Below are 26,457 nucleotides of genomic sequence, written 5' to 3' on the forward strand. Positions count from 1 at the left end.
TAGTGCTCAAATATATCACACTTTTAATAAATAAAATATTAAAGAAAATTAGAAAATGGATTGAAAAATTGATTAAAAAACATCTAGAACGGCGTTTAATAACTGTTGTGTATAAACTTCTTTAGGGTTTTTAAAAATCATTTCACAACTTCCAAATTCAATACCTATACCATCTTTCATCACAAATACCTCATCAGCAATATAGGACACAACGCCCATGTTATGGGTAATAAATAAATAAGAAATGCCTGTGTCCTGCTGTAATTCTTTTAATAAATTAAGAATCTGTGCCTGAACCGAAACATCCAGTGCACTCGTTGGTTCATCACAAATCAAAATATCAGGTTCTGTAGCTAAAGCTCGAGCGATACAAATTCTTTGCCTTTGCCCACCAGAAAATTGGTGGGGATAACGATGTAAACTGCTGACAGGCAAATTAACTTGATTCAACAGTTTTTTTTGTCGTGCACTAATCAAGGAACGCTTCATCCCTTGAGCATGCATGCCTTCAGCGATTATTTCACCCACAGTCATCCGCGGATTCATAGAGGAAAAGGGGTCTTGAAAAATAATTTGAACTTTTTTTCTATACTCCCTTAATGAGCGCCCTTTTAATGCCAGCACATCCTGCTCTTTATAAAATAAATCGCCTCCAGAAATCGGTAATAAACGCAATAAAGCACGACTGGTCGTTGTTTTACCACATCCCGACTCCCCTACTAATGCTAATGTTTTTCCTTGTTGTAGACGAAATGAAAGACCATCAACGGCTTTAAATAAGGTTTTGTGACGACTGAATATCCCCTTTTTCTGAATAAAACCAACGGATAAATCCTTCACAGTAAGGATCGTTTTTGCTTCCGTAGTAGTTCCACTCCAGATGATTTTATGTTTTTGCAAAGGAGGTAATTCATCATTCTCAGGATATAAATGACAGCGTACCAATCGCCCGTCTTGCTCTTGTAATTGCGGCTCCTCTACTGGGCATCGCGCGAATGCATAAATACAGCGTGGATGAAAACGACAACCTGAAGGCATTTCATCCAAAGCCGGTACAAATCCACGAATAACCGACAGGCGTTCCTCTCGTTTTGCCATAGAGGGCACCGAAGCCAATAATTGCTGTACATAGGGATGTTGTTTGGTACGCGAGAAAAAATCTTCTACAGAAGATTGTGCTACTACTTGCCCCGCATACATCACACACACGCGAGAGGCCATAGCTCTCAGCACTCCAAGATCGTGGGTGATCAGCAGTAAACTCATCTGATGGGTTTGTTGTACTTTCTTTAATAAAGAAAGAATTTGTGCTTGAATGGTTACGTCTAAAGCCGTTGTTGGTTCATCCGCAATCAAAATATCAGGTTTACATGCCAAAGCCATAGCAATGACTACGCGTTGTTTCTGGCCACCGGACAATTGATGTGGGTATTGATGAATTTTAACTTCTGGCTGAGGCATTTCTACCTCATGCAGTAAGGATAATAATGCTTCATGCAATTCGTGGGGGGTAAATGAGTTACATCGCAACAATGCCTCTCTCAGCTGTTCTCCAATCGTCATCACCGGATTAAGCGCAGTCATTGGCTCTTGAAAAATCATTGAGATCTTGCGGCCTCTCAACTGTCGCATCATTTGCTCTGGTAAATCCAGAATGTCTTGTCCATCCATGTGGATTTGACTATTCACTCCATAAACACCTGATTTAGGTAATAGGCGCATCAAGGCAAGAGACGTTAGGGATTTACCACACCCTGACTCCCCCAACAACACTAAGGTTTCCCCAGGATGTAAATTAAAACTGATCTCATCCAAAGCCGAGACCCTTTGATGGTGATCTTGAAAAACTACGGATAATTGATGAATTTCAGCACTTGTCTCTTGCATATATTTTCTTTTAACCCAAATTAAACATAATCCGGGAAAGCATCCCTACTGATTCCTAGATATGATTTAATAAATCCAGGTATTTATAATATTCTGAAAAGTCAGATTTGAGTCAGGCTGAGAAAAATGATTTCCTAAAATGCTCGCATAGTTATCTATGCTGCGCTGTTTGGGGAATCATTTTCTCTCAAGATGCACCCAATGTGGCTTTTTCCCAAGAGTCTTTACTTGTCAGTTGCAGAATAGAGGCTCTTTGTAATAGATTTACAAAAGGAATATTCGTCTTTCGTCCTACTGTATCATAATGTATGGTAAAATAAAGATAACTTTTATTAGAGAAATACCCATGTCAGAAAATTATACTGCCCAAGCAATTGAAGTCTTAAGTGGACTCGAACCTGTTCAACGACGACCCGGCATGTATACCGATACAACGCGGCCAAACCATTTAGCTCAAGAAGTAATTGATAACAGTGTCGATGAGGTATTGGCCGGCTTTGCAAGCCATATTCGTGTCACCCTTCATGAAGATGGTTCTATTGAAGTAGAGGATGATGGTCGTGGAATGCCCGTGGATTTACATCCGCAATTAGGCTTAAGTGGTGTTGAAGTCATTATGACTCGATTGCATGCCGGGGGCAAATTTTCTGATAAAAATTACAGCTTCTCAGGTGGTTTACATGGGGTGGGTGTTTCTGTAGTAAACGCACTTTCTGATCGTCTTGATGTCACCATCAAACGCAATGGAATCATTTACCAAATGTCTTTTGCCAATGGCGACAAAGTATGTGAATTAAACGAAACAGGCATTACTAAAAAAAGAGATACAGGAACGATTATTCGTTTTTGGCCAAATCCTAAGTACTTTGATACTACCCGTATTTCAGTAAAACATTTAACGCACGTACTCAGAGCAAAAGCGGTGCTCTGCACTGGCTTGTCCATGACTTTTGTCAATAAAACAAGCAACGAAGAAATGCATTGGTGCTATGAGCAGGGACTTATTGATTATTTAAATCAATCGTTACCTGATGGAGATTACTTACCTGAGGAGCCATTTACTGGCGAATTCAAAAGTGACGAAGCAACGGTTGATTGGGCCTTGGTTTGGTCCAATGGGGGAAGCGCTGGTTTCAGTGAAAGTTATGTCAATTTAATCCCTACGATTCAAGGCGGTACCCATGTTAATGGCTTACGCTCTGGTTTGTTTGATGCGATGGCAGAGTTCTGTGAACTTAGAAATCTACTACCCCGAGGAATAAAACTGACTGCAGATGATCTGTGGGAACCTTGCCAATATGTCCTATCGGTTAAAATGAAAGAACCACAATTCGCAGGCCAAACTAAAGAACGTTTGAGTTCCCGTCAAATTTCCGCATTTGTCAGTAATGTGGTTAAAGATGCTTTTGCACTTTGGCTTAACCAACATCGCAATCAAGGTGAGGCCATTGCCTCTTTAGCAATCGATCGTGCGCAAAAACGGTTGAGACAAGCCAAACAAGTAGCACGCAAACGGGTAAGTCAAGGCCCTGCCCTACCTGGAAAATTAGCTGATTGCTTACTCACTGATCTCAGTCAAGCTGAATTATTTTTAGTAGAAGGAGACTCAGCAGGAGGTTCTGCAAAACAAGCACGTAATAAAGATTTCCAAGCGATTTTACCGTTACGCGGAAAAATTCTTAATTCCTGGGAGGTGGATTCATCACAAGTTTTAGCGTCGCAGGAAATTCATGATATCTCAGTAGCTATTGGGGTTGACCCTGGTTCATCCGATCTGAGCGGATTGCGTTATGGTAAATTATGCATTCTCGCCGATGCAGATTCAGATGGCGCACACATTGCTACGTTAATCTGTGCTTTATTTTTACGTCACTTTAAACCCCTGGTCCAGGCAGGTCATGTATTTGTTGCCATGCCGCCTCTTTATCGAATTGATGCAGGTAAAGAAGTTTATTATGCACTGGATGATGAGGAGAAAAATCGTATCCTCAACCACTTGGCTCAAACATCTCGAGCAAAAACCAATGTCCAACGATTTAAAGGTTTAGGTGAAATGAATCCCATTCAATTACGTGAAACAACGATGGATCCTAATACCAGGCGCTTGGTTCAATTAACTTTGGACGATGAACAGGGGGCTGAAGCAATTATGGATATGATGTTAAATAAAAAACGCGCCGGTGATAGAAAGGTCTGGTTAGAAAGCAAAGGCAACTTAGCTGAAATCTAACGTATGAGTTTTTGTCCATTGATGCACTTTAATATTGTAGCAACTGTCTTGAAAAAACTTTCAAGACAGTTGCTACATCTTAGGCTAAAACAAATATTACCACTTTAATAATGGAATCAGATTAGAATAATCATCGGTCCATAAGAACTGTTCGTTACTTGCATCAAACCGCCAATTGGTCCCTTTCATCAATTGAAAAGCAAGAGCTTCATTAAAGGTCAAAAAAGCCCACTCCGAATCAAACTGAGCTAATGCTGGAAGTCCTTTATTATTTATATAAAATACCATCAGCTCTAAAGACCTGCCTGCAGCATTGATCACCGGCAATAATTGCAAATGCCGATTACTTAAATTAATTAATATCCCACCATCTTCGGTAATTTTTTGTTTATATAAAGTAAATGCTTCAAAAGTTAATAAATGTACTGGTATTGCATCAGAATTAAAGGCATCTACTATCAACAAGTTCTGGGAATGATCAGGCAATTGTTCTACAGCTAATCTTCCATCATTTTTGATAATGGTCACCTGGGCAGGGCAATCTCGTAAGTAGGTGAATAGAGAGGGATTTTTTGCCAATTCGATGACCTGATTATCAATTTCTATTACATTAATGCGATCCTCTTTTCTAAATTGACAAATCATCGTCCCAATACCTAAGCCAATGACGGTTACTGACAAAGAACTTTTTTGTTGTTGGATGGCATCAACTACGGGACGAACTGCTCCATAATAAGAACTACTTCCATTGGGTTTTTTCTCATTCATAACTTGCAATCCATGCACAGTAGACTGATTGATTAAGGCATGTGTTTCTTGTTTAGTTATTACTTTTTTTACCCCATAAAAATCACGCTCTTGTATTAAAATAGTCTCATCCTGTAAAAAGGGTGAAAAAATAAACCCAAATAAAATCAATAAGGATAGGATTAAACTGGATCTATTTTTTTGCCAAACAATGATCAGAATTAACGCCAGAAGAGCACACATTTGAAATGAGTTAAAACCTCCTGGCCAATGAAGATCAAGGATGAGGTAATGAGATAACAAAAGAACCAGTACCACTAGAGGAAGGCACCAACCGCTTTTTTTTGTCCGTTGAGGCAACGCAAATAAACTGAGTAAGATTGCTAAAGGATATTCATACACCTGATTAAACCAATGGGGGGCTAAAACTCCATTAAATACTCCGGCTAATACACCACCAAGAGCCAAACAAAAATAAAATAAAGTGAGTGATTGTGGTTTTGGCCTACTTAAAAACAATTGGCCATGGCAAAGTAATGCTAAAATAAAAAAATTTAACAAATGAAACACAATACTTTGCCAAACCTTGATTTGACTCGCAGTTAAAATAAATCCAATGATTGGAAAAATAAGAAAAAAAATACTGTTTTGTGCTATCCATGACGATGAAATTAAAGGTTTGTTCGTGAATATAAGTACAAAAGTAAGCAGATACAATGCCAAAGGCAATACCCAAAATAAAGGGGTTGCTGCGATATCCGTAGTTATATATAGAGTCACTCCAAGCATTAAGCTACAGGGAACAAAACTAAAAAAAATCCAATAGCCTATTTTTTGCCAATGCCACTCTTGAACTCTTTTATTTTGTTCTTCCAACGGTTGATATCGAGGAACAAAGAGAACAATAAACAACAAAACCACATAGAGTACATAAATTACACTCCATAAATTGTATTGATTTTTTAGCCCAATAAATCGCTCGATTACCCAAGGATAAAGCAATAAAGATAAGAGACTTCCCAGATTCGAAGCAGAATATAAAAAATAGGGATCAGCAGCCCCTTTTTCTTTTGTCTGGCTGTATGCAAACTGTAATAAAGGTGCTGAAGCACCAATAACAACTAAGGGCAATCCCAATTGGGTTAACAAAGCAAATAAAATACTCCACTCTGGAGAATCATTTAAACTCACAGGCTTAAATAAAAGAGGAAAAACAAAAAAACTCAAAGTAACAAGTACACTGTGTGTCAACCGCCATGCAAAGGGTTTATTAAAAAAGCTAAGCAATGCAGCATATCCATAAGCAAACAATAAGATCACTTGAAAAAATAGCATGCACAAAATCCAAACTGCCGGCGTTCCTCCATAAAAAGGCAACAAGGTTTTAGCAACCATAGGTTGAATGCTAAATAAAAGAATGGCGCTTAAGAACAAACCGATTGGGAATAAGAAACGCACAAAGATCCTTGTCTAAAAATCCGAACTTATAAAAATGCATTGTAAGATTAGAAAAAGTATTCTTCAACGTAACATAGATACCTAAGAAATTCGAAATACCATGGTCTATTGCTTTTAAAATGCATCAACAAAGGCTATATTCAAGGTCATTTTATATTTCTGGAGTAACTATGGATAGTTTTCCTCGAGAAGATTTTCCTAATATAAACACGAGTAGTTATGATCAAATAAGAGATACTTTAAAAACGGGCAACCTTTTATTTGCATCCGGAAATTCTTTAATGTCTTCAATGATTAAAGGAGCAACCAACAGTGTTTGGAGTCATATTGCGTTTATTGTACGTCTAGAAACCATTGATCGCATCATGGTCATGGAAAGTGTTGAAACCATTGGAGTACGTACTGTTCCTTTAAGCAGTTATGTGCGTAACTATAACGGAAGTGAGAAGGGATATCCTGGAAGGTTAATGGTGGCAGGTTATCAGGATTTTCCGACTGACTCATTTCCCAATTTATCAAAGCAAGCCGTTGATCTACTTGGCTACCCTTATAATACTGAGGAAATTCTTAAAATCGCTGCTCGCATAGGAATGGGTGCATTTGGCTTTGACAACACTAGCCCCGAGGTTACCTCGCCACATGCATTTATTTGTTCTGAATATGTAGCCATTTGTTATAAATCGGTTGGTATTACTATAGATTATAATCAAGAAGGCTTTATTGCGCCGGCAGATTTTGCCCGTTCGCCAGAGGTACAGCCTATTTCTTATATTGCTACTGAGTAATAAATCGTCCTTCCTCCTATTCCTGTCATGGCGATCATAGCGAGGATCAATCGAGCGAATGAAGCAATTTGATTCCGCTAATGAACACTCCCCTCTGCCGCTCTACCACAAACGAGAGAGGGGATTTTTTACCCTTATTCCTAAGACGACTCACCAATTCTTTTAAAATCGTGTTCACCAAAAATGGCTGAGTCAAAAGAATAATATTTAAATTCAAGGAGATTATTACTTGGATCTTTCAGGAAAAAAGATTGATGTTCAATACGCGTCCCTTTAAATCGAATTTTTAGAGGAATTTCAAAGGGTATTTGGGCCTTTTTAATTTTTTCCCAGAAAGCATCAAATTCATATCGTTCAAGAAAAATTAGGCCAAAATGTCTAGGGTAAATACCTTCTTGGACTGGAGGAAGAGTATCAATTTTATGTGCAACAATTTGATTATTTCCAAATTTTAAAATTAAGGCATGCTCTGATTCACGCCCTAGGGAAAAACCCAATTTATGATGATAAAAATCTTTTGCCGATGCAAGATCATGAATTGGGAATGCGAGATGGAATAAAGTTTTCATAGATATGGTGTCTTATTATTTTTATATTTTTTCTATTTTCCTGGGCAGGAATTCTTCTTAAACGACACATTTCTTATAAATGGTCTATTTTATAGAAAGGAAAACTGAGTTCTAAATAATATAAAATTTATATTATTTAAGAAATAAGTATGTAAGAATATTTACTATTTAATTTTAACTTCAAATATAAAATGCATTTAAACAATTTTTTTGATTATATAATTCACGTTGATGTTTATTTAAATGCCATTGTCTCAACTTATGGATTTTGGACTTATTTTATTCTATTTGCAGTGATCTTCTGTGAAACTGGACTTATTGTGACACCTTTTCTACCGGGAGATTCCTTACTTTTTGCTGCCGGAAGTATTGCAGCCCAATCTGGAAATCCATTAAAGATTTCCATTCTATTGCTACTGCTTTTTTTCGCCTCAGTTTTAGGGAACCAAATCAATTTCTTAGTAGGTCGTCTACTGGGCCCACGTATTTTTTCTACTGATAAGTCCTGGTTACTTAATAAAAATCATTTACAGGAAACTCATGCTTTTTATGAGAAGCATGGAGGAAAAACGATAATTTTTGCACGCTTTCTTCCAATTATACGCACTTTTGCTCCCTTCGTTGCAGGTATAGGAACGATGCGAGTGGTTCATTTCTCACTCTACAATTTGATTAGCGCCTTAATTTGGATTGCTAGTCTGTTAAGTTTAGGTTATTTTCTGGGCTCAATCCCCGTAGTTAAAGAAAACTTTTCCATTGTCATTTATGGCATTATTTTTATTTCTATTTTACCGCCCATTTTTACTTTGTTGAGTCGCAAACGAGCCTAGCCGAAAATAAAATATAGCCCGACATTTCGTTAGTTTGAGCCAAACTGGCTTGATTTTAGAGCACCGAAGCGCAGCATACATCAGTATGTGAGCATCGGAGCACAGAAAATCAGGACAGTTTGGACAAGATGTCAGGGCCTATTTCCATTTCGCTAGCTTGAGCCGAAATGGCCTGATTTTAGAGCACCGAAGCGCAGTATACATCAGTATGTGAGCATCGGAGCACAGAAAATCAGGACAGTTTGGCCAAGATAGTAGAAATGGAAATAGGTCCTAATTGGCAATCAATAATTGCGACAACATCCCCTGTTGAATCCATCCCTTTAGGTAAGAAGCAGCTTTCATACCTACCTCTTCGGGATTAACCCATTGACAAAGGCCCTCACAAAGAGCACCAAAGGATAGTCCTTGTACTATGCCATCCAAAAGCCAAGCCTCTTCTTCTGACATACTGTAAAATCGAAGCATATATTCTGGTGCACGCCATAAAACCCAAGGAATTGGGGCTGAATTTTGTTGCAACTCAGGTAACTCGTTATCCTGAGATAAGGCTTGCCAAAGAGGAATTGTATTCCAAAAGTAATTGATTCGTTGCAGGGACGGATGAAGAACAAATTGTAAATTTGCCCATGCTTCAGGCGGAACAGCAGCCATGTCCTCAATCCTTACTAACGGTGCATCAGCAGAATCAAAGGCCAGACTCATTCTCCATTCAAAATCAGCCAATTCAGCCAAATAGGAATATTGTGGGTAATTGTGCTTAATGAACTCAGATAATAAGTCGCCATACCAACGAATGGAACGATAGCAGGAGGGATGAGCATCAATATAATAAGTTGATAACTTATTAAACTCTTCAGTGCCTAAATAAGTATATAAGGTGGGGAAATTGGTACTCAAGCTTTCAATCAGCCTGAGTTTATAAGCATCACGATAAATACCTAAGCGAGTATCCACGGAAACCATTTCAGTTTGTACAATAGAATTATGGATTCCAATGTGTTCTGATAATAAAAATTTTTGAAATTGATCTTGTAACTGCAAAAGCTCGGTCATACAAGCACCTCTTCAACCAAAATGGACTCTGCAATTCGTCGTGCATGATTTATTTCCGCAAGCAACTCAGCAAAAGGAGGCATATTATCATCTCGTTCAATCATTGTTGATACGGGTCCAAGACGTTGCAAAGTGGCTGCATAGAGATCCCAAACCGGTTTAATGACTGGAGCATCATGGGTATCAATAATGTAATCTCCATGATTCGAGTGACCCGCTAAATGGATCTGTGCTACACGTTCGGGAGGCATAGCTAAAATATAATCCATAGGATTAAATTGATGATTTACAGAGCTGACATAAATATTATTTACATCGAGCAAAATGTAACAATCCGCTTGCCTTACAATTTCTAGAATAAATTCCCATTCGGACATTTCCGATTGTTGGTAAGTAAGGTAGCTGGAGACGTTTTCGATTAAAAGAGGACGTCCTAAAAAATCCTGTACCTGCTGAATTCGTGAAACAACGTGGTTTACTGCCTCACGCGTATATGGAATAGGCAATAAATCATGAGCATTAATCCCGTTAACTCCAGTCCAGCATAAATGATCAGAAATCCATTCCGGTTCGACCCGCGCCGCTAATTCCTTTAGTTGTTTTAAATATTCTCCATCAAGAGGGTCCATACTGCCTAATGAAAGAGACACGCCATGCATCACTATAGGATAGTGAGCTCGTATTTGGTCGAGATAATACAGCGGCTTTCCGCCCGGAACCATATAATTTTCGGTTAGAATCTCAAACCAATCCAAATTAGGTTTTTGCGTTAATATTTCTTCATAATAATCAGGTCGTAATCCCAAACCAAAACCTAAAAAAGGCATTTTTTGAGTCACTTTATATTTTGGGCTGTCCATAGGTCAAATCCGAGGAAAATTTGAAACCAGGCATGCTGTACATGCCTGGAGTAACGCAATGCTCAGTGGAAATTATTCTACAACAGTACCACCAGCTTTTTGGCAATCTTCTTTAGTCATTTCGCTCATGCCTTTGCCTTTACAAGAATTTTGGCCTTTACAAGCGTTGTTTGCAGATTTGCAAGCGCCTTGACCTTTACATGCATTACCACCTTGGCATTTAACCATACCAGAAGCAGCATCAGCAGCAAAAGCTGGAGCAATAGCAAACATTGAAGCAGCACCAATTGCAAGAGCAACGCCTGTTAATTGTAATTTGTTCATTTACTTAATTCCTTTTAGAGTTAGTTTAATAAGCTATAGGCAAAATATAATTTAGCCACCTGCATTTTAGAAAGTAATATTTAATTTTGTCAAGTTACCTTTGAAAAATAATGGTTTTCCATCCTCAAAACAGCCCATGCCGTATTATTAATTTCGAGAAGGTCCTCTACATCAAAACAGGAAATTTGCGTCAAGCCTACGCTCTTTAATGGCTGAAACCTGACGCTTTTACACGATAATCCTCTCGTAATCATTACAATTGTCTATAATCAAAATAACTATGTACTGCTTTAACGATAGACTATGAATGCACCCTTATTTACCTCAAAAGAAATTTATGAATTCATCAAGCAACATGAACCCTTCAGTTTGATGAGTCAAGCTTGTCTTTTAAAACTTTCTCGAGTTTTAGAAATTGAATCTCAAACTGGCGATTCCCTTTTAATTCGAAAAGGGGAAAATATGAATGATCTTTACATTCTAATTAAAGGTCGCCTTTATTATCAGGTCACGGATACAGAAGGAAATGTGACTTATCAAGGCGAATTACATGAAGGGTCAATAATTGGTGAAATGGCTCTGTTGTCTGACTTACCACGCTCGGCAAATGTGTACGCATTACGAGACAGCATTATCTTAAAGTTATCCAAGGGCAATTTTTTGCAATTATGCAAATCTTATCCGGAACTTTTGAACAAAATAACTCAATTCACGATTAAACGATTGACTAACTCACTGCAAGGGATTCAGCCTGCGGACTCTCGTAATAAATCAATCGCTCTGATTCCTATAAAACCAATATATGACCTCGAATTCCAGTTGCAAGAAATGATTTTCCGTTTTGCTTATGGAGAAAAAATTCTTTTATTAACCAGTAGTTATCTGAAAGATAAAAAAAATTTTCTGGATGAGAATGGAACTATGAGTAATGAAGGGATTTTATGGATTGACCAACTCGAAAACGAATACTCTTTTATTTTTTACCTCGCTGATGAAAAAATAACGAACTGGACTAAATTTTGCATACGTCAAGCCGATTCAATCGCTTACTTAGCGCTCGCAGAAGAACATAATTCTGATTTATCTGAAGTAGAACAGTATGTATTAAATTCCCAACATAATTTTATTAAACGTAGCGTATTAGTGCTTATGCATCACGCTGCAACTCCACCTCTCAATACTCAAGCTTGGCTAGAAAAACGAGCGGTAAATACTCACTTCCATGTTCGAAGCAATACAGAAGCGGGTATTTCACGGATGATGCGTATCCTTACTGACAATACTATTTCTCTGGTACTCAGCGGTGGTGGTGCTCGAGGTCTTGCTCATATAGGCGTTTATCGCTTGTTAGAAGAAAGAGGGATACCCGTAGACTACATCGCTGGAACAAGTATGGGTGCAATGCTCGCAGCCATTTTTGCTATGGGGTATTCTTCGACTGATCTTATGAAATTGGTCGAAAATTATTTGATCAAAGGCACTAAGATTGATTTTACCTTCCCCTATATTTCAATTGCTACTGGAAGAAGAGCCACAGACAGTTTGATAGAACTCTATGGTGAACACAGTAAAATTGAAGATTTATGGCTTAACTATTTTTGTGTATCAACAGATTTGATCAGCAAAAATTTATATGTTCATGATAGAGGGCTATTATGGGAATCAATTCGCTCCAGTATTTCTCTACCGTTTATTTACCCCCCAGTATCTTTCAATGATAAGTTACTTATTGATGGAGGAGTACTCAATAATATACCCACTGATGTCATGCGACAGTATTCACATAGCAGCAAAATTATTGCCTCCAATGTTAATAATTCCACATCGTTCAAACCGTCCCCATTACCTTACTCACTTTCTGGTTGGAAATTGCTTTACAATAAATTTATGGGGAAAGAGTCTATACTCCCCATTAACTTAGGTGAGTTAGTACTGCGGCTCTTAACAATAAGCTCCCATCAAAATACAGCGAAAATGATGGCCATGGCAGATTACGGTGTTACTTTAAAAGTAGACAAATATGGGATTTTAGACTTTAAAAAATTTAAAGAAATTATCGACGCGGGGTATCACCAGGCAAAAGAGCAGTTACCGGTGCAAAATTTAACCGAACTAATAAAGAGCAAATCTGATTATTATCGTGGAAAAATGATCTAAAAAAATCTACCTCTGTGACATTCTTACACGACCTACCCGGCTATTTTTTTGCTTTTCTCGCCATGACCTGATCAAAAATAATTCTTTTTTCTGGAGGCAAAGATGCTCGTCGCAAAGCCATCATTTCTTCCAGAGTACCTTGGATGCAATCAGGAGTTAGCCTATCAAGGATTAAAAAGCCATTTAAGTGATCAATTTCATGCTGTAAAACTCGCGCATAAAATCCCTCTTCGATTTGTTCATGAAACTGACCTAATTCATCATGATAGCTAACAGAGATTTGCTCATAGCGAGGAACCTTTCCAGATTTGCTCGAAACCGAGTAACACCCTTCAAAATCGTAATTTATTGCTGAGCCTGGCACCGGTTCGTAACTGGGATTAATCAAAATATGCATTGGATAGAATTGTTTCACATTATCCCGCAGTAAAGTCGCCTCTTCAGGGATATAAATCGCAATGATTCTTCGTGAAAAATTAACCTGAGGTGCAGCAAGCCCCACGCCCCCCAATCCATGTAATTTACTTTTCATGGCAACAATTAAATCTTTATCTGCTTGACTTAAAGGAAATGCAACTTCCTGAGCTTTATCTTTTAAAACCTGACGATATTCAGGCTGCTCTACAGTAACTATATCCATCGCCATACTCGTTGAACTCCCTATTAGGAAAAAGAATGATACGATACCTAAGCGACGCATCTACTTAATTCGTTTTTTTCAAATTTAAAGTGTGTACTGAAAAATAATCATCTGCCTGATACATATGATCTGCATCAATACCCACGCGCAGTGCTTCAACCAAATCAGTTTGATATTGGCTAATCACACGAATTTCAGAAGCTGGGGTGTCTTTAAGTTGTTTACTCACTATATAATTCAGTAATGACATGGTTGAAGCAGGATTCATCGCTTGGGTTTCATCCTGTGTTTTAAACAGCTGGTAACGATAGGACAAACAAAGAAAAATGCCTGGTGCAATTTCAACAGGGGTTTTATCTTCTTTAATACTTACATCAACATCCCGATAAAAATTGAGGAATGGGTATTCTTTTCGCAACATATTAAGAATCTGTAACACATGCAATTCATTGGTATTGGCCATGAAATAAATAGGGTCCATTTTAGGCTGAGACGCCGATGCATGTGAGGCCCCCTGTAAATCACTTCGTCCTGCGTCACGAATTAGTGCAGGAAGATAATCAACTTTTGTTTCATCCCAACCAATTTGCGAATTCCAAGCACTTTCCAAGAGCATCGTTGCAAAAGTTTTAGAATACAACTGCTTACTCATCAACTGCTCCAGTTCACTAGGCTCAGGAGTTGCATATTTAAGAAAAGAAAAAATTTCCAGTAAACGCTCGAGAAATTGTTCGGTGCTGAGCATCCCAAACAGATAAGGCTGTATTAATTTAGAATCATTCCTACCCAATTGATAGATAAGCCAGGCATAGTTTGTCCATGATTGAAAAAAACTGGAACACGAACTGAAATAGCCCGTAGAATAGTGATCGCAAAGCTCTTCAAAGGACCGAACACAGGTATTTATTGGTTTTAAAGCATGTATGGAAGATAAATTAACAATGAGCGGCATGGTTACAGTCCCTGTTATTTTTTTGCGCGATTCTATCTCAAATGATGGGGCGTTTCAAATTGAGACGATCCCTGATTCCATACCAACATTTGTTCATCTACTTTAAACCCCATAAACTCTTTTTAATAATTATGATAAAATTACCTTTTCCAAAACTTTCCCGTTTATGCATGCAGCAAAATACAATACATCTGCGTCAATTAAATCAGTTCGATGAAGCCCACTTTCTCCAGACCATGCAAAAAAGCCATGATTTTCACTACCCTTTTGTTACCGCACCACAAACCCATGAAGCGTTTCAAAGTTATTTACAACAATCCTTGCAAGAGAACCGTCGGTGTTATTTAGCATTAAATCAAAACGAAGACATAATTGGAGTATTTAACATCAGTGAAATCGTGCAAAGCGTGTTTCAAAGCGCCTATTTGGGTTATTTTGCATCGGTAACCTATGCGGGCAAAGGTTTAATGAGTCAGGCATTAAAATTGGTTTTAAAAGAAATTTTTTTAAACTTAAAGCTACACCGAATTGAAGCAAACATCCAACCCACTAATACTTCATCCATACATTTAGTCACTCAAAATGGCTTTCTCAAAGAAGGATTTTCACCAAGATATTTGAAAATAAATGGCATATGGTGTGATCATTTTCGTTTTGCCTTAACCTATGAAGACTGGTTAGCTAATCAATAGAGCGATTGCTGTGTTGTAGCCTGGGTGTTTGCAACTGTATTTTTGACCAATTACCAAACTCTCGCCAATAATTGCCTATATCCAGTAATTACCTGATCTGCGATTAAAAATTGATGACGATCATAGGTGGTCATCAAACCAATTACCTGCATCCCTGCTGCTTTAGCGGCCTTTACTCCATAGGGTGTGTCTTCGATAACCAAGCAACGTCCAGGAACAACATCTAAACGTTCAGCAGTTAATAAATATCCTTCCGGTGAAGGTTTTCCAGCCTGCACATCCTCAGTGCTAACAATCGTATCAAAATAGGCATGCAATTTTCCTTGTCTTACTTTAGAAAGCACTGTAGTTATCTCACTCCGACTGGAACCGCTACAAATAGCAATTTTTTTTACCTTAGGGGCAATTTTAAAGAGGAACTGGTCAAAGTCTACAATCAGAGGTAATGGCTCATACCTATTAATAAGGTTCGTATAAGCTTGTGTTTTTTGCTGCATCAAGCGTTGAACTTCTGCCTTGGAAAAATTTAGTCGCTTATTGTGAAGTAACTTAGGGAACATATCTTTGTCGGATAAACCCAGGTATTTTTCCATATACTCCGGGTAACTTATTGTTATTCCTAATGGCTTAAGTACATGACAATATGCTTCATAATGAATAGGCTCACTGTCTAAAATAACCCCATCAAAATCAAAAATAATTGCATCAAACATGGTATTCAAATTTACGTTTATCAAGTCAGAAGCTATTGATACACTTTAGCATTTATTGCATTAAAACGTAAATCGAATCGAACTGAGAGACTTTTTTTAATCTCTAATCCTCACTGGCAAATGAGGTTTCTGTTTCCGTAGTGAATAAAAATTAATTGCTTGTACTCAACAGAGGTCTACGCTCATAACGTTCTATTTTTGGTTCTAGTCTTTCTTCTACACGTGCAGAATCACCTGGGGCTGGTGTCTCAGAGATCACACTTTCTGGCATAACAGGACTCCCAAGTTGAGACATCGCCTTTGGTGCATCGGGGATAGTGTTTCCTTCAGATGAGGAGCCATACTCCGCGTCGACTGATTTTTTTTGCAGGGGCATAGCCGCCCCCCCTATATATTTCCCTTCTATTTTCCCAGTTTTTTGATTAATGACCAAAGCATAAGGAGGGGTAAACAATGAAATATTGTCGTTGATTTTTGTCTTATAAACTCTACGCGTTTCTCCATAGTCAAAAGCCGAATCCATACCAAAAACATCTTCAAAAAAAGCTCTGAAGTTCCTTCCATGCCCAAACAACCAACAATCTCGTTGAGTAACACCATTAATCAACGTTTTAGTATCTCTTATTTTGTCACCATGGTATTTTAGGTCCTGGCAAACATCCGGTTTCTCGCCATCAGAGAGAATTTTATTTTTGCCATGCTTCTCTATTTTTTCTGCAGCACTCTTTCTTTTCTCATAAAGCGGGCTGAAGTCCTTATCACTATGTGTCCAGATGCACAGTTTTAAAAGAAGTTTTTTAAACGGAGAAGTCCAAAAAGAAAGCTGGTCATATAACTCCTGCATATCAGCTATCGAACGAACATCATAACCAGAGGGTGAAACACTGTTTTCTGTTAAAAAAGGCAAAACCTTGATGTCTGCATTGTTAATTTCTTGAGGAATTACTAAGCCAGCAGTTTGCATGGCTCGATTCATTGGTGAGACGGCAATCAAGGGAGGGTGTTCTTGAGAGGAATAACATAATAAAGCACCACTGAATTGATTCGTTGTGGCCATGTTTTTTTCAGCTTCTTCTGAAATCGCTGCATTAGGACTTAAGCCCAGTTTCTTTTGTCCCAACATATCGCATTGTCCATGACGACTGAATAGAACTTGGGCCGTAATTTCGATTCCGCGGGTATTAAGATAAAGTCTATCTGTTTCGTGAATTTCGGCTAATATTTGACTTGATTTTGCACCCTGCGAGTCATTTAATTGTTTGATGAGCTTCTTAATTTCTTTTAAATAGAGCTTTTCCAGAGATAGAAAAAGTGCTTCCGTGTGTATGTATTCATTAGATTCAGACTGAACGAACTCCACTTGAATCCTTTTTACTGTCTCAGCAAACGACATGCACTATCCCACAAAATAAACAATATTGCCACTTATTGTACAATAAAACACCCGCTTTGATAAGCCTCTTTTTATAATATTGAGAGAGTGCATTGCTCCGCATTCAAAAGAACCTCTTTACCAAGAGGCAATACACAGCGCCTGGGAAAATGTCCATAAGGAAAATTTTTAATACACGGGACTTTGAGTCGCAACGCCCACTCCTCAATCACATCATCTACCGTTCCATCACGTTTGGGAAAATATTTTGCATGATTTAACAGAAATACCAATTTTGCTTTGTGCATGAAATTTTACATACAGCAATTATCTCATATTAGAAGTCAATTTAATTGATTTACCAGCAACCATAAATTGACCACTTCCGCTGAGGAAGGATCATTCCTTCTGGGTATATCAATCCATGCATCTTAGTCTCAACATCAAAAGCCGCTCTTCTTCTGGTCTCAAGAACTCGCAATAGTTAAAAGAGCCGCGCTGGTTGTAACTATTGCACCTGCGGTATCCGTAACAATTACTCGATATTCAGCGTCTGTGAACATAGGAGGAGTAGTATAGCTTGACGTTGTGCCGCCTGTTCCTGTAGTAACATTGCTGAAGGTCACTCCGCCATCATTACTCACCTGCCATTGATAGCTATAAGGCGTTGTTCCGCCACTCGTTGTGGTATTAAAAGTTGCAGTTGCGCCAGGAGAAATATTCAGAGCATCACTTGGGTTAGTACTACTTAGGGCACTATTCACTGTTAATATGGCCGCAGCTGTAGTAACGCTGGCACTGGCTGCATCGCTGACCAGCACTCGATACCGGTTGTTGTTATTGCCCAGGGTGAGTGACGCGGTAGTATAACTTGCTGTGGTACCCCCGGTTCCTGTGCTGACGTTGTTAAAGGTAGTACCACCATCGGTACTCACCTGCCATTGATAGCTGTAAGGAGTGGTTCCACCACTTGCTGTCGTACTGAATGTTGCCGTTTGTCCCACATCTTTTATTGCAGTGGCTGGATCGGTGCTGCTTAGGGTGCTGTTCACCGTCAGCGTGGCAGCGGCGGTAGTGACGCTGGCACTGGTTGCATCGCTGACCAGCACTCGGTAGCGATTGTTGTTATCACTGAGCGTCAGTGACGCGGTAGTATAGCTTGCTGTGGTACCCCCCGTTCCTGTGCTGACGTTGTTAAAGGTAGTACCACCATCGGTACTCACCTGCCATTGATAGCTGTAAGGAGTGGTTCCACCGCTTGCTGTCGTACTGAATGTTGCCGTTTGTCCCACATCTTTTATTGCAGTGGCTGGATCGGTGCTGCTTAGGGTGCTGTTCACCGTCAGCGTGGCAGCGGCGGTAGTGACGCTGGCACTGGTTGCATCGCTGACCAGCACTCGGTAGCGATTGTTGTTATCACTGAGCGTCAGTGACGCGGTAGTATAGCTTGCTGTGGTACCCCCCGTTCCTGTGCTGACGTTGTTAAAGGTAGTACCACCATCGGTACTCACCTGCCATTGATAGCTGTAAGGAGTGGTTCCACCGCTTGCTGTCGTACTGAATGTTGCCGTTTGTCCCACATCTTTTATTGCAGTGGCTGGATCGGTGCTGCTTAGGGTGCTGTTCACCGTCAGCGTGGCAGCGGCGGTAGTGACGCTGGCACTGGTTGCATCGCTGACCAGCACTCGGTAGCGATTGTTGTTATCACTGAGCGTCAGTGACGCGGTAGTATAGCTTGCTGTGGTACCCCCCGTTCCTGTGCTGACGTTGTTAAAGGTAGTACCACCATCGGTACTCACCTGCCATTGATAGCTGTAAGGAGTGGTTCCACCGCTTGCTGTCGTACTGAATGTTGCCGTTTGTCCCACATCTTTTATTGCAGTGGCTGGATCGGTGCTGCTTAGGGTGCTGTTCACCGTCAGCGTGGCAGCGGCGGTAGTGACGCTGGCACTGGTTGCATCGCTGACCAGCACTCGGTAGCGATTGTTGTTATCACTGAGCGTCAGTGACGCGGTAGTATAGCTTGCTGTGGTACCCCCCGTTCCTGTGCTGACGTTGTTAAAGGTAGTACCACCATCGGTACTCACCTGCCATTGATAGCTGTAAGGAGTGGTTCCACCGCTTGCTGTCGTACTGAATGTTGCCGTTTGTCCCACATCTTTTATTGCAGTGGCTGGATCGGTGCTGCTTAGGGTGCTGTTCACCGTCAGCGTGGCAGCGGCGGTAGTGACGCTGGCACTGGTTGCATCGCTGACCAGCACTCGGTAGCGATTGTTGTTATCACTGAGCGTCAGTGACGCGGTAGTATAGCTTGCTGTGGTACCCCCCGTTCCTGTGCTGACGTTGTTAAAGGTAGTACCACCATCGGTACTCACCTGCCATTGATAGCTGTAAGGCGTAACTCCACCAGTAGCTATTGTGCTGAAGACCGCTGTTTGTCCAATATCTTTTATTGCATTTTCCGGATTGGTACTTGCCAATGTGGAAATATAGGTATAACCGTTTGTTAGAGTAACATTGCCGAAAGTTGTCGTTACACTAACGTTAACAGAGCCTGGAGAATGGCTTGGAGTAACAGCAGTTAGAGTTGTATCATTTATGACTACTATATTTGTGGCATTAAACCCGTCAAAAGTTATACTCTCTGTACTGGTTAGATTATTTCCTGTTATTGTGACTGTTGTTCCCCCTGTATCAGGTCCTTGATTAGGGTTCAAGCCTGTAATTGTGGGGACTGGGTTTCTCGTATAAGTATAGCCATTTCTTAGGGCAGCTTTTTGTCCATCCGGATTTTCAACGACGACATCAACTGTCAAGGTTGTTGTAGAAGTCGATTGAGCTGCAGGAACAGTAGCGGTCAATGTGGTGTTGGATAAAATTGTTATAGCTGTTGCGAGTTGTCCGCCAATAAACACCAACATCCCTTCTGTAAAATTAGAGCCAGTTATTGTGACTATATTCCCCCCACTAAATGGGCCGTGATTTAGCACAATTGATTGAATAGCGGGTGCCAAGAGACGAGTTACCTGCTCTGCAACAGCGAGTACCTGTTCCATATATATTGCAGGTGTTTTTACCCATTGTCCTACTTCAATGGCTTGTTTATTCCCCCATTCGAAATGGTTCTCATAGAGCTTTTTACTCTCTGGAAGCCAACTGATTTTTAAACTGACAGAATTATTGTCAGGTGTTGTATTATGAGAAACCAGATGTTGTCCAAATAGAGATAATTCAATTCCTGAATTTCTTATGGGAGATAACCAGCTGATACCGCCTTGATAGTTGTCGTAAATTTCTCGTAGAGAAGCTTCTCCAAAAAACTTAAAGTGCTTACTCAATAATTGATTAATTTTAATTGCACCACCGAGTCCATAGCGGTCATTAGGAGAAAAATCAGTCATCCTGGTGTTGTATCTCACCTGATCGTAATAAAGAGTACCCTCGATCAATGTAGAAGGTGTAAGTAAAATTTCGGCACCAAAATCCATTCCTGAACTGGATGCACCGGCGATATAGCGATAATTAATACAGGTCAAACCGGCCTGATTACCCGCACAATTAGATCCATTGGAAATAAATATTTGTGGAGACAAATTTTTATTTGCGGCTTGTGCAAAATAGCCGCCTAAATTTAAAGCCTGTAAAAAAGGTTGTTCGAATTGATGTTGCACGCGAAGGCCGTATGCATCTTGGTGAATACGTTGATCAATGTTTCCTGAATCAAATTGAAAAGGCAGACGCTGGTCTAAACGTTCCGCACTTAATTTTAACTGTGTTAAAGGAGAAAACCCATAACCTAAAGTACCGCTCAAACGATATTGCCCGGAACCGTATTCACCCAGCGCCATCATCGCAAACCGTTCGTTTAGAGCTAAAGCATATTGCGCATTCAAGTAAGTCCCGGTTAAATCACTGTAGGTTGCCCCGAAGGACAAGGGACCGCTTAATCCGAGCTCCTGATTTGTTAAAGACAAGTTGGGTAAGTGTTCTTTTTGAGTTGAGGGAATGGGAGGATCTAATGAATTTGAAATTTGGGAATTAGCTTTCTCATGAGGTGCCGCAGGCAAAGATGAAGATTGAAGAAAAGGGGCTGCGGCAACAGCCGATATGTTAAAAAGTTGGCAAAAAATTAAGATACAGGCAGTGTATTTACGGTTTTTTATTAAATTAAAGATCTTGCTCGAAAGAGGCCCTTCAATTTTAATTATAATAAATAATAAAAAACAAAAAAATCTACTAAGGGCTGTCTTCATTTATTCTCTTTTTGAACATGGAATTTTTTCCTAAAAATAATTTATCGGATTTTTTGTTTCATTACCATACCATAAGAGGATCCTACCCTAACTTTTTGAATATAAAGTTAAAATTGCATTCATACTATTCATTTAGGATACCAATTGTCTAATAGTGCTTGCTCTTATGAAACAAGATACTGAATGAGTTGACTTTCTCGAACTTGACAAAGCAAGAAGATGAACCAGACTTTAAGAACCATAAAAGGAATTATTTGATGTCCTGAATAAATCTCTATTTCTAGCAGAGGTTAAGCATCTTTTAGATGCTGTGATAATGAATTATGGGGTTTAAATGGAGGAAAATATGGCTACTTCAAAAAAAACTAAAGAAGAAAAACCTCTAATGAGTGAAATTGATGCAATTTATAAGCGTCGTGCTGTACGTAATTATACCCCACATAAACTAGATAAAATGGTCATTAACTCATTGCTTGATGCTGCAGTTCAAGCGCCAACTGCTATGCATGAAGAACCTTGGTCCTTTGTCGTAATTCAAGACCAGGATACCCTAAATCAGTTATCCAACAGCGTGAAAGCATTGATTTACACCGAAGCCCATAATTATCCCAAAATACAAATGAGGCATCTGCAAGAACTCGTGAATAATCCTGATTTTCATGCATTTTATAATGCGAGTACGCTCATTGTTATTTATAGCAAATACCACGGCCCTTTTGTGGCCGCCGATTGTTGGTTGGCTGCTGAAAACTTAATGCTGACTGCCTGTGCCCAAGGACTAGGCACCTGTGTTATTGGTCTTGCCGTTTCAGCACTCAATACCCCTGAATGGAAAACAAAACTAAATCTTTCCTCTGATATCACAGCAATTGCGCCAATTATAGTAGGTATTCCAGCAAGTGTCCCCCCGGTGGTACCTCGTAAATCAGCAGAAATTCTCGCGTGGAGATAAAGCTGGCCCTATACACTACGGCACCTTGCAATCGCTCATTATAAGACTCTTTTATCGGTCAGCAGATCATGCATTGCTTTTTGATAAGTGTTTAAAAAATTATCTTGCACCACTACAGCCATATTATCAATCGCTTGTACCGTTTCTTCCTTCTTAATAATCCCCATTTTGAATTTCCAGTTCTTGGGTAAAGTAAGCTTTGAACCCAGCTGAGCAAGGGATTGCTGCGTTTGAGGTATTTTTTGAACACTAAAGGATTGCATCACAAATACATTACCTTGGGGATCGATAAGCTCATAAACCGGCTTGCCAGCATCATAGATCCAAGTTGTTTTACGAGCGACTTTTCGTTGTTCATAAGCAGGATTAACTAATAAGTCCTTTAAACTAATATGGATTACGCCAGCTTCTCGCATGGCCAGTCCATTAAATTTCTTAATCTTGGTACTCACCAGATTAGAGTTTTGCATTCCATCAATCATCCAGTAACGAGGACCATTTAAATGGACATGGGGGGAACCCACCTCTTTTTTCACACCCTCGAGAGTTATTTTATCCCAGAGCTTTGGTGGGCAATCATTGAGTCCGATTGTATTGTAAACAGAATAATCCATCAGATTTTTACTGTAAATAATCTCACAATAACGCTGTCCACGAAGATGAGCTATTTGTGCTGCAGAGGAAAAAGAAGGAATAATCGATAAAGCCAATGAAACAGCGATAAAAGTGTTTGCATAACCTCTATGCCACATAGTTACCTCCTGTATGTTTTATTTAAAAAATCTCCTCAAAATAATACCTAAGAAACCGGATAAAATACAGTTAAAGTGTTTTGGAACAATCTAAAAACGGGCGCTTTGTTCAGATTTGCAATTATCTTTCAAGCTTAAAACGGGTATGAATAGCAACCTAACTCTTTATAAGTAGGTTAAGGCGCACGACTCAAAATACTACTCTGCTCCATGATTGTTTCATAGGCTTTTGTAGTTTGTTCGTCTCTCATTAATTTTTTAAAGAAATTAGCTGGGTTTGCTTTTGTAGCAATCTGATTTATATTTTCCATCGCCGCGGCTGCTTTTGCGGGATCTGTCATCCCAAATTTAGCTTCTTCATAAATTTTAAAAATATGGGGGGGAACTATTTTAGATTCCCTATTCACTTCGATTTCTTTTCCAGTCAGAGGTCCTAATTTTACCTTCCACTTCGTCTCTTCAATGAGCTTTTTTATGTCCTGAAGTGCCCTAACAGCATTTTGATTTTGAATAAAACCCTCTTGCTCTGAAGGAGATGCTTTTATAAATTCAGTTAAGGTTTGTCCATTTTCTTCTGCTTTGTGTTCTTGAAAAAGGTGACTCAAATTGGTTTCATTATGCGGATTTGACTTTAATTTCTCAATCCCTTCTTTGACTTTTGTGGCATATTGCTCATAAATCGCTTTAATTTTGAACTCTATTGTTGTTGGCGGTTCTCTAGGATTCAATCTCCTTTGAGTAGCATTTGGCTCGTCTTTCTTCGTTATACTGGGCGGAGATGGTGGTTGTTTTCCATTACTCTTCTGATGTTCAGGGGATATTTCGGGTTGCTGAGCTACTCGTTGTGATTCTTGAGGCTCTTTGATAACTTTATTCAATTGTCCAAATTCAACAAGGAATTTATCATATTCGCTGGTTGCCCTATTGGCAATGCGTTGCAATTCTTCTCTACTTTGAAGGGGTTTATCTCGTTGATACTCGGTTTCGTTAAAAGAAGCCTCCATTCCTTCAAGGCTATCTAAAACCGATTTAATAAATAGTAACTGGTTTTCTTTTAAATTTTCTTTTTTTAGCCCGTCATATTTTTCCCTGGCTTCTGCAATTTGTTTCTCTAGTATTCCTTTTGCATCTTTCAGTTGCACTTGAAATGCTAAATAATCTTGCACAAATAAATTATTCTCAGCATAGGATTTGCTATGACCTGTGGCTTTCTTCAAGTTCCTCTGATCTAGTGCCTTATTTTTAACCTCACTTAATGCAGACTGAAGTTGATTTAACTGTTCAACCTGAATATCTTCTTCTTTTATTTGAGATAAGTTTTCTTCTGCGGTTGCAAGTGCTGTAGCTAAAGTTTCATGTTTTTTGTTTAGGGCGTAGATCTCATTTTCTGCAGGAAGTGCATTTCTCCTATCAAGGGCTAAGCCCCCTCTTAAGGCTTCTTTCTCATTTTCAGGAAGGCTGTTAAGAACAGATTTTGCTAAATTTGGGTCAATATGCTCAAGAACATGTTGTTGAACCTTCTCCGGCTTACCTTGAATTTGAGCTGTAATGGATTGACGTACCGTATCAAGAGACTTACTTGCTGCATCAATCTGCTTTTTTTGCTCTAGAGCTAATGCTTTTTTTGCTTCTAATTCATCTTTAAGCGCTAAATATCTTTGAAAATTTTTGACCTTATGATCGAGATCGGTCAAGTCGGTATGAGCCTTTCCAAGGATTGAGCGCTGATCGACTATAGTGTATCCATTCGGAATTTTTGACCACTCACGGGACAAAGTGACAGGATCCGATGCAGATTGGATAGCATATTGTAAATTAGATTCAAACTGCACATTTAAGCTAATATTTTTTAGCTGTTTCCAAAAATTCCTTTCCATGACAAAAGGCATTTTTTGTTTTGCATCGGTATAAGCCATGACACCATAATGCTTCTTATATTCATCGACACAATGTTGGTTGGCCTTTTGTAACTGTGCTTCAATAGCATTTACTTTACGGGATGAAGTACCTGTACTGGATTTTGTTAACAATTCATTAGTAAATGTTACTACTTCATTAAGAGAATCCTTAGCAAATTTGTTATAAGTGTCTTCAATAGGATTGACTTTACCATATTCATCAATTTTGGCTATTCCTGTAAAACTTTCATTGAATTCTTTTATCTTTGCTTTACGTTTTTCGACATTTCCTTCTGTTTCATCAAGAATTTGTTTGTAGTAATCTAATGCCCCATTATAAAGTGCAGTAAGCATTACTTGTTTGGTGAACTCAATCGTATTTTCATATTTTGTATATTGAGAATACTTATCGCTAACATGTTCCTCAAAAGAATTTTTTGCTGCAGATAACTGTACTCTTAAAGCGGATATTTTATCTTCAAGCGATTCTCTTGTTTTTTTTAATTCTTCTTTTGATGTCTCTAGATTCTCTTGGGAAAATGATGCAACACGAGGGTCTTGACTAATAGTCTCATTAAGTGCAGTTTCTCCCTTTTTTAATTTACTTAATTGTTGCTCTAACGCTTCAATTGCTTTTTCAATAATTACTATTTGGTTATGAGTGGGTTCCAATAAGCTCTTATTTCCATAAAATGCATTCATTTTTTTGACTGCATCTTCCAGATAGACATCTTCTTTTTTTATTATTTTTATAGCTGCTGGAAACGCAACGGCGTCAGGAAATTTTTTCGGCCCATTAGAAAGAAACTCTTCTTTTTCTCGAGCAAGATCTCTTTCTTCTTTAATCTTTTCTGCTCTATTTTTGTAAGATTGCAGCACATTAAGGATAGCGTTGGGTACCCCTGGCAGCTTCCATATTTGAGCCTCTTCAAGCTCCTGATAAGCATTTTTCACCCTACACCTTGAAGCTGGATATTTATTTTCAAGTGCTGATTCAAGGGTTGATTTACTAGGAGATATGGTTGATTTAGTCGGTGGTATTTTATGATGTTCTACTCCATCAGACGAAGTATAGTCTACTTGAAAAGCACCCTCTTTTTTTCCTGAAATTAAAACATGGGTTCGTAATTCTTGTTCCCTCACGTATAATTGTAATTCTCCACTATTTATCTTTTGGGCTACAATGGATTGAGCAATCGACTCGAGTTCTTTAGTTGGATCCGCTGGCTGATCACGCTCATCAAGAAATTCAAATGGATTCTCATCAAAAGTAACAGCCACATTAACAATAAATGGGAGATCCTTAAATTTACCAGGTCGCTCAATAGAT

General features: G+C 39.0%; 20 protein-coding genes. 6 read left to right on the forward strand and 14 right to left on the reverse strand.

Translation table 11 applies throughout. The features are described 5' to 3' along the window. Nucleotides 1-72 precede the first annotated feature (72 nt). Complete coding sequence (locus OQJ26_RS06280) at nt 73-1,887, reverse strand: ABC transporter ATP-binding protein (RefSeq protein WP_265703030.1); 1,815 nt, start codon at nt 1,885-1,887, stop codon at nt 73-75. Nucleotides 1,888-2,233: 346 nt separating this feature from the next. On the opposite strand from OQJ26_RS06280, the gene parE reads away from it, so the two are divergent. After that, nucleotides 2,234-4,117, forward strand: a complete 1,884-nt coding sequence (gene parE, locus OQJ26_RS06285) for a DNA topoisomerase IV subunit B (RefSeq protein WP_265703031.1) — start codon at nt 2,234-2,236, stop codon at nt 4,115-4,117. 96 nt (nt 4,118-4,213) lie between these two features. Here parE and OQJ26_RS06290 read toward each other — a convergent pair whose 3' ends face one another. Further along, complete coding sequence (locus OQJ26_RS06290; protein ID WP_265703032.1) at nt 4,214-6,322, reverse strand: spermidine synthase; 2,109 nt, start codon at nt 6,320-6,322, stop codon at nt 4,214-4,216. Between the two features lie 170 nt (nt 6,323-6,492). Here OQJ26_RS06290 and OQJ26_RS06295 point away from each other — a divergent pair, with 170 nt between their 5' ends. Next, nucleotides 6,493-7,107 (forward strand): YiiX/YebB-like N1pC/P60 family cysteine hydrolase, encoded by a 615-nt coding sequence (locus tag OQJ26_RS06295; protein ID WP_265703033.1) that lies wholly within the window; start codon nt 6,493-6,495, stop codon nt 7,105-7,107. A gap of 140 nt (nt 7,108-7,247) precedes the next feature. Here the strand turns inward: OQJ26_RS06295 and OQJ26_RS06300 are convergent, their stop codons facing one another. Continuing rightward, entirely contained in the window at nt 7,248-7,676 is a 429-nt protein-coding gene (locus OQJ26_RS06300; RefSeq protein ID WP_265703034.1) for a VOC family protein, read from the reverse strand. Nucleotides 7,677-7,867: 191 nt separating this feature from the next. Here OQJ26_RS06300 and OQJ26_RS06305 point away from each other — a divergent pair, with 191 nt between their 5' ends. Continuing rightward, nucleotides 7,868-8,506: a DedA family protein gene (locus OQJ26_RS06305; RefSeq protein WP_265703035.1), complete on the forward strand. Its 639-nt coding sequence runs from the start codon at nt 7,868-7,870 to the stop codon at nt 8,504-8,506. 273 nt (nt 8,507-8,779) lie between these two features. Here the strand turns inward: OQJ26_RS06305 and OQJ26_RS06310 are convergent, their stop codons facing one another. From OQJ26_RS06310 to bufA2, 3 genes are all read right to left on the reverse strand, one after another. Beyond that, complete coding sequence (locus OQJ26_RS06310; protein WP_265703036.1) at nt 8,780-9,562, reverse strand: HvfC/BufC N-terminal domain-containing protein; 783 nt, start codon at nt 9,560-9,562, stop codon at nt 8,780-8,782. Then, nucleotides 9,559-10,422, reverse strand: coding sequence for an MNIO family bufferin maturase (gene bufB / locus OQJ26_RS06315; protein WP_265703037.1), 864 nt, complete (start codon nt 10,420-10,422; stop codon nt 9,559-9,561). The genes OQJ26_RS06310 and bufB overlap by 4 nt, the downstream gene beginning before the upstream one ends. A gap of 72 nt (nt 10,423-10,494) precedes the next feature. Beyond that, nucleotides 10,495-10,746: a BufA2 family periplasmic bufferin-type metallophore gene (gene bufA2 / locus OQJ26_RS06320; RefSeq protein ID WP_265703038.1), complete on the reverse strand. Its 252-nt coding sequence runs from the start codon at nt 10,744-10,746 to the stop codon at nt 10,495-10,497. A gap of 303 nt (nt 10,747-11,049) precedes the next feature. Here bufA2 and OQJ26_RS06325 point away from each other — a divergent pair, with 303 nt between their 5' ends. Next, complete coding sequence (locus OQJ26_RS06325; protein WP_265703039.1) at nt 11,050-12,903, forward strand: cyclic nucleotide-binding and patatin-like phospholipase domain-containing protein; 1,854 nt, start codon at nt 11,050-11,052, stop codon at nt 12,901-12,903. A gap of 40 nt (nt 12,904-12,943) precedes the next feature. Here the strand turns inward: OQJ26_RS06325 and OQJ26_RS06330 are convergent, their stop codons facing one another. Next, nucleotides 12,944-13,549 (reverse strand): peptide deformylase, encoded by a 606-nt coding sequence (locus OQJ26_RS06330; protein ID WP_265703040.1) that lies wholly within the window; start codon nt 13,547-13,549, stop codon nt 12,944-12,946. A gap of 58 nt (nt 13,550-13,607) precedes the next feature. Then, nucleotides 13,608-14,495 (reverse strand): hypothetical protein, encoded by an 888-nt coding sequence (locus tag OQJ26_RS06335; RefSeq protein WP_265703041.1) that lies wholly within the window; start codon nt 14,493-14,495, stop codon nt 13,608-13,610. Between the two features lie 59 nt (nt 14,496-14,554). On the opposite strand from OQJ26_RS06335, the gene OQJ26_RS06340 reads away from it, so the two are divergent. After that, a complete protein-coding gene (locus OQJ26_RS06340) occupies nt 14,555-15,187 on the forward strand; it encodes a GNAT family N-acetyltransferase (RefSeq protein WP_265703042.1) in 633 nt (210 codons plus the stop codon). 50 nt (nt 15,188-15,237) lie between these two features. Here OQJ26_RS06340 and OQJ26_RS06345 read toward each other — a convergent pair whose 3' ends face one another. The 4 genes from OQJ26_RS06345 to OQJ26_RS06360 all read right to left on the reverse strand — a co-directional run bounded on the left by OQJ26_RS06345 (nt 15,238) and on the right by OQJ26_RS06360 (nt 21,525). Further along, nucleotides 15,238-15,900, reverse strand: a complete 663-nt coding sequence (locus OQJ26_RS06345; RefSeq protein ID WP_265703043.1) for an HAD family hydrolase — start codon at nt 15,898-15,900, stop codon at nt 15,238-15,240. A 151-nt stretch (nt 15,901-16,051) separates the two neighbouring features. Continuing rightward, the gene (locus OQJ26_RS06350; protein WP_265703044.1) at nt 16,052-17,293 is read right to left on the reverse strand and encodes a histidine phosphatase family protein; all 1,242 of its coding nucleotides are present in this window, start codon (nt 17,291-17,293) and stop codon (nt 16,052-16,054) included. A gap of 71 nt (nt 17,294-17,364) precedes the next feature. Further along, a complete protein-coding gene (locus tag OQJ26_RS06355; protein ID WP_265703045.1) occupies nt 17,365-17,580 on the reverse strand; it encodes a hypothetical protein in 216 nt (71 codons plus the stop codon). A 159-nt stretch (nt 17,581-17,739) separates the two neighbouring features. After that, the gene (locus OQJ26_RS06360) at nt 17,740-21,525 is read right to left on the reverse strand and encodes an IPT/TIG domain-containing protein (RefSeq protein ID WP_265703046.1); all 3,786 of its coding nucleotides are present in this window, start codon (nt 21,523-21,525) and stop codon (nt 17,740-17,742) included. Nucleotides 21,526-21,871: 346 nt separating this feature from the next. On the opposite strand from OQJ26_RS06360, the gene OQJ26_RS06365 reads away from it, so the two are divergent. Then, entirely contained in the window at nt 21,872-22,477 is a 606-nt protein-coding gene (locus OQJ26_RS06365; protein ID WP_265703047.1) for a nitroreductase family protein, read from the forward strand. Between the two features lie 38 nt (nt 22,478-22,515). Here OQJ26_RS06365 and OQJ26_RS06370 read toward each other — a convergent pair whose 3' ends face one another. Continuing rightward, entirely contained in the window at nt 22,516-23,229 is a 714-nt protein-coding gene (locus tag OQJ26_RS06370) for a hypothetical protein (RefSeq protein WP_265703048.1), read from the reverse strand. Nucleotides 23,230-23,405: 176 nt separating this feature from the next. Beyond that, nucleotides 23,406-26,081, reverse strand: a complete 2,676-nt coding sequence (locus OQJ26_RS06375) for a hypothetical protein (RefSeq protein ID WP_265703049.1) — start codon at nt 26,079-26,081, stop codon at nt 23,406-23,408. Between the last annotated feature and the right edge of the window lie 376 nt (nt 26,082-26,457).

The sequence above is a fragment of the Legionella sheltonii genome (genome assembly GCF_026191355.1).
GTDB lineage: Bacteria > Pseudomonadota > Gammaproteobacteria > Legionellales > Legionellaceae > Legionella > Legionella sheltonii.

Bases quoted from the DNA above. Each gene is read 5' to 3' on its own strand.
- OQJ26_RS06280 (WP_265703030.1), bottom strand. From the start codon at position 1,887: ATGCAAGAGACAAGTGCTGAAATTCATCAATTATCCGTAGTTTTTCAA.
- parE (WP_265703031.1), top strand. From the start codon at position 2,234: ATGTCAGAAAATTATACTGCCCAAGCAATTGAAGTCTTAAGTGGACTC.
- OQJ26_RS06295 (WP_265703033.1), top strand. From the start codon at position 6,493: ATGGATAGTTTTCCTCGAGAAGATTTTCCTAATATAAACACGAGTAGT.
- OQJ26_RS06300 (WP_265703034.1), bottom strand. From the start codon at position 7,676: ATGAAAACTTTATTCCATCTCGCATTCCCAATTCATGATCTTGCATCG.
- OQJ26_RS06305 (WP_265703035.1), top strand. From the start codon at position 7,868: ATGCATTTAAACAATTTTTTTGATTATATAATTCACGTTGATGTTTAT.
- OQJ26_RS06310 (WP_265703036.1), bottom strand. From the start codon at position 9,562: ATGACCGAGCTTTTGCAGTTACAAGATCAATTTCAAAAATTTTTATTA.
- bufB (WP_265703037.1), bottom strand. From the start codon at position 10,422: ATGGACAGCCCAAAATATAAAGTGACTCAAAAAATGCCTTTTTTAGGT.
- bufA2 (WP_265703038.1), bottom strand. From the start codon at position 10,746: ATGAACAAATTACAATTAACAGGCGTTGCTCTTGCAATTGGTGCTGCT.
- OQJ26_RS06325 (WP_265703039.1), top strand. From the start codon at position 11,050: ATGAATGCACCCTTATTTACCTCAAAAGAAATTTATGAATTCATCAAG.
- OQJ26_RS06330 (WP_265703040.1), bottom strand. From the start codon at position 13,549: ATGGCGATGGATATAGTTACTGTAGAGCAGCCTGAATATCGTCAGGTT.
- OQJ26_RS06335 (WP_265703041.1), bottom strand. From the start codon at position 14,495: ATGCCGCTCATTGTTAATTTATCTTCCATACATGCTTTAAAACCAATA.
- OQJ26_RS06345 (WP_265703043.1), bottom strand. From the start codon at position 15,900: ATGTTTGATGCAATTATTTTTGATTTTGATGGGGTTATTTTAGACAGT.
- OQJ26_RS06350 (WP_265703044.1), bottom strand. From the start codon at position 17,293: ATGTCGTTTGCTGAGACAGTAAAAAGGATTCAAGTGGAGTTCGTTCAG.
- OQJ26_RS06355 (WP_265703045.1), bottom strand. From the start codon at position 17,580: ATGCACAAAGCAAAATTGGTATTTCTGTTAAATCATGCAAAATATTTT.
- OQJ26_RS06360 (WP_265703046.1), bottom strand. From the start codon at position 21,525: ATGAAGACAGCCCTTAGTAGATTTTTTTGTTTTTTATTATTTATTATA.
- OQJ26_RS06365 (WP_265703047.1), top strand. From the start codon at position 21,872: ATGGCTACTTCAAAAAAAACTAAAGAAGAAAAACCTCTAATGAGTGAA.
- OQJ26_RS06370 (WP_265703048.1), bottom strand. From the start codon at position 23,229: ATGTGGCATAGAGGTTATGCAAACACTTTTATCGCTGTTTCATTGGCT.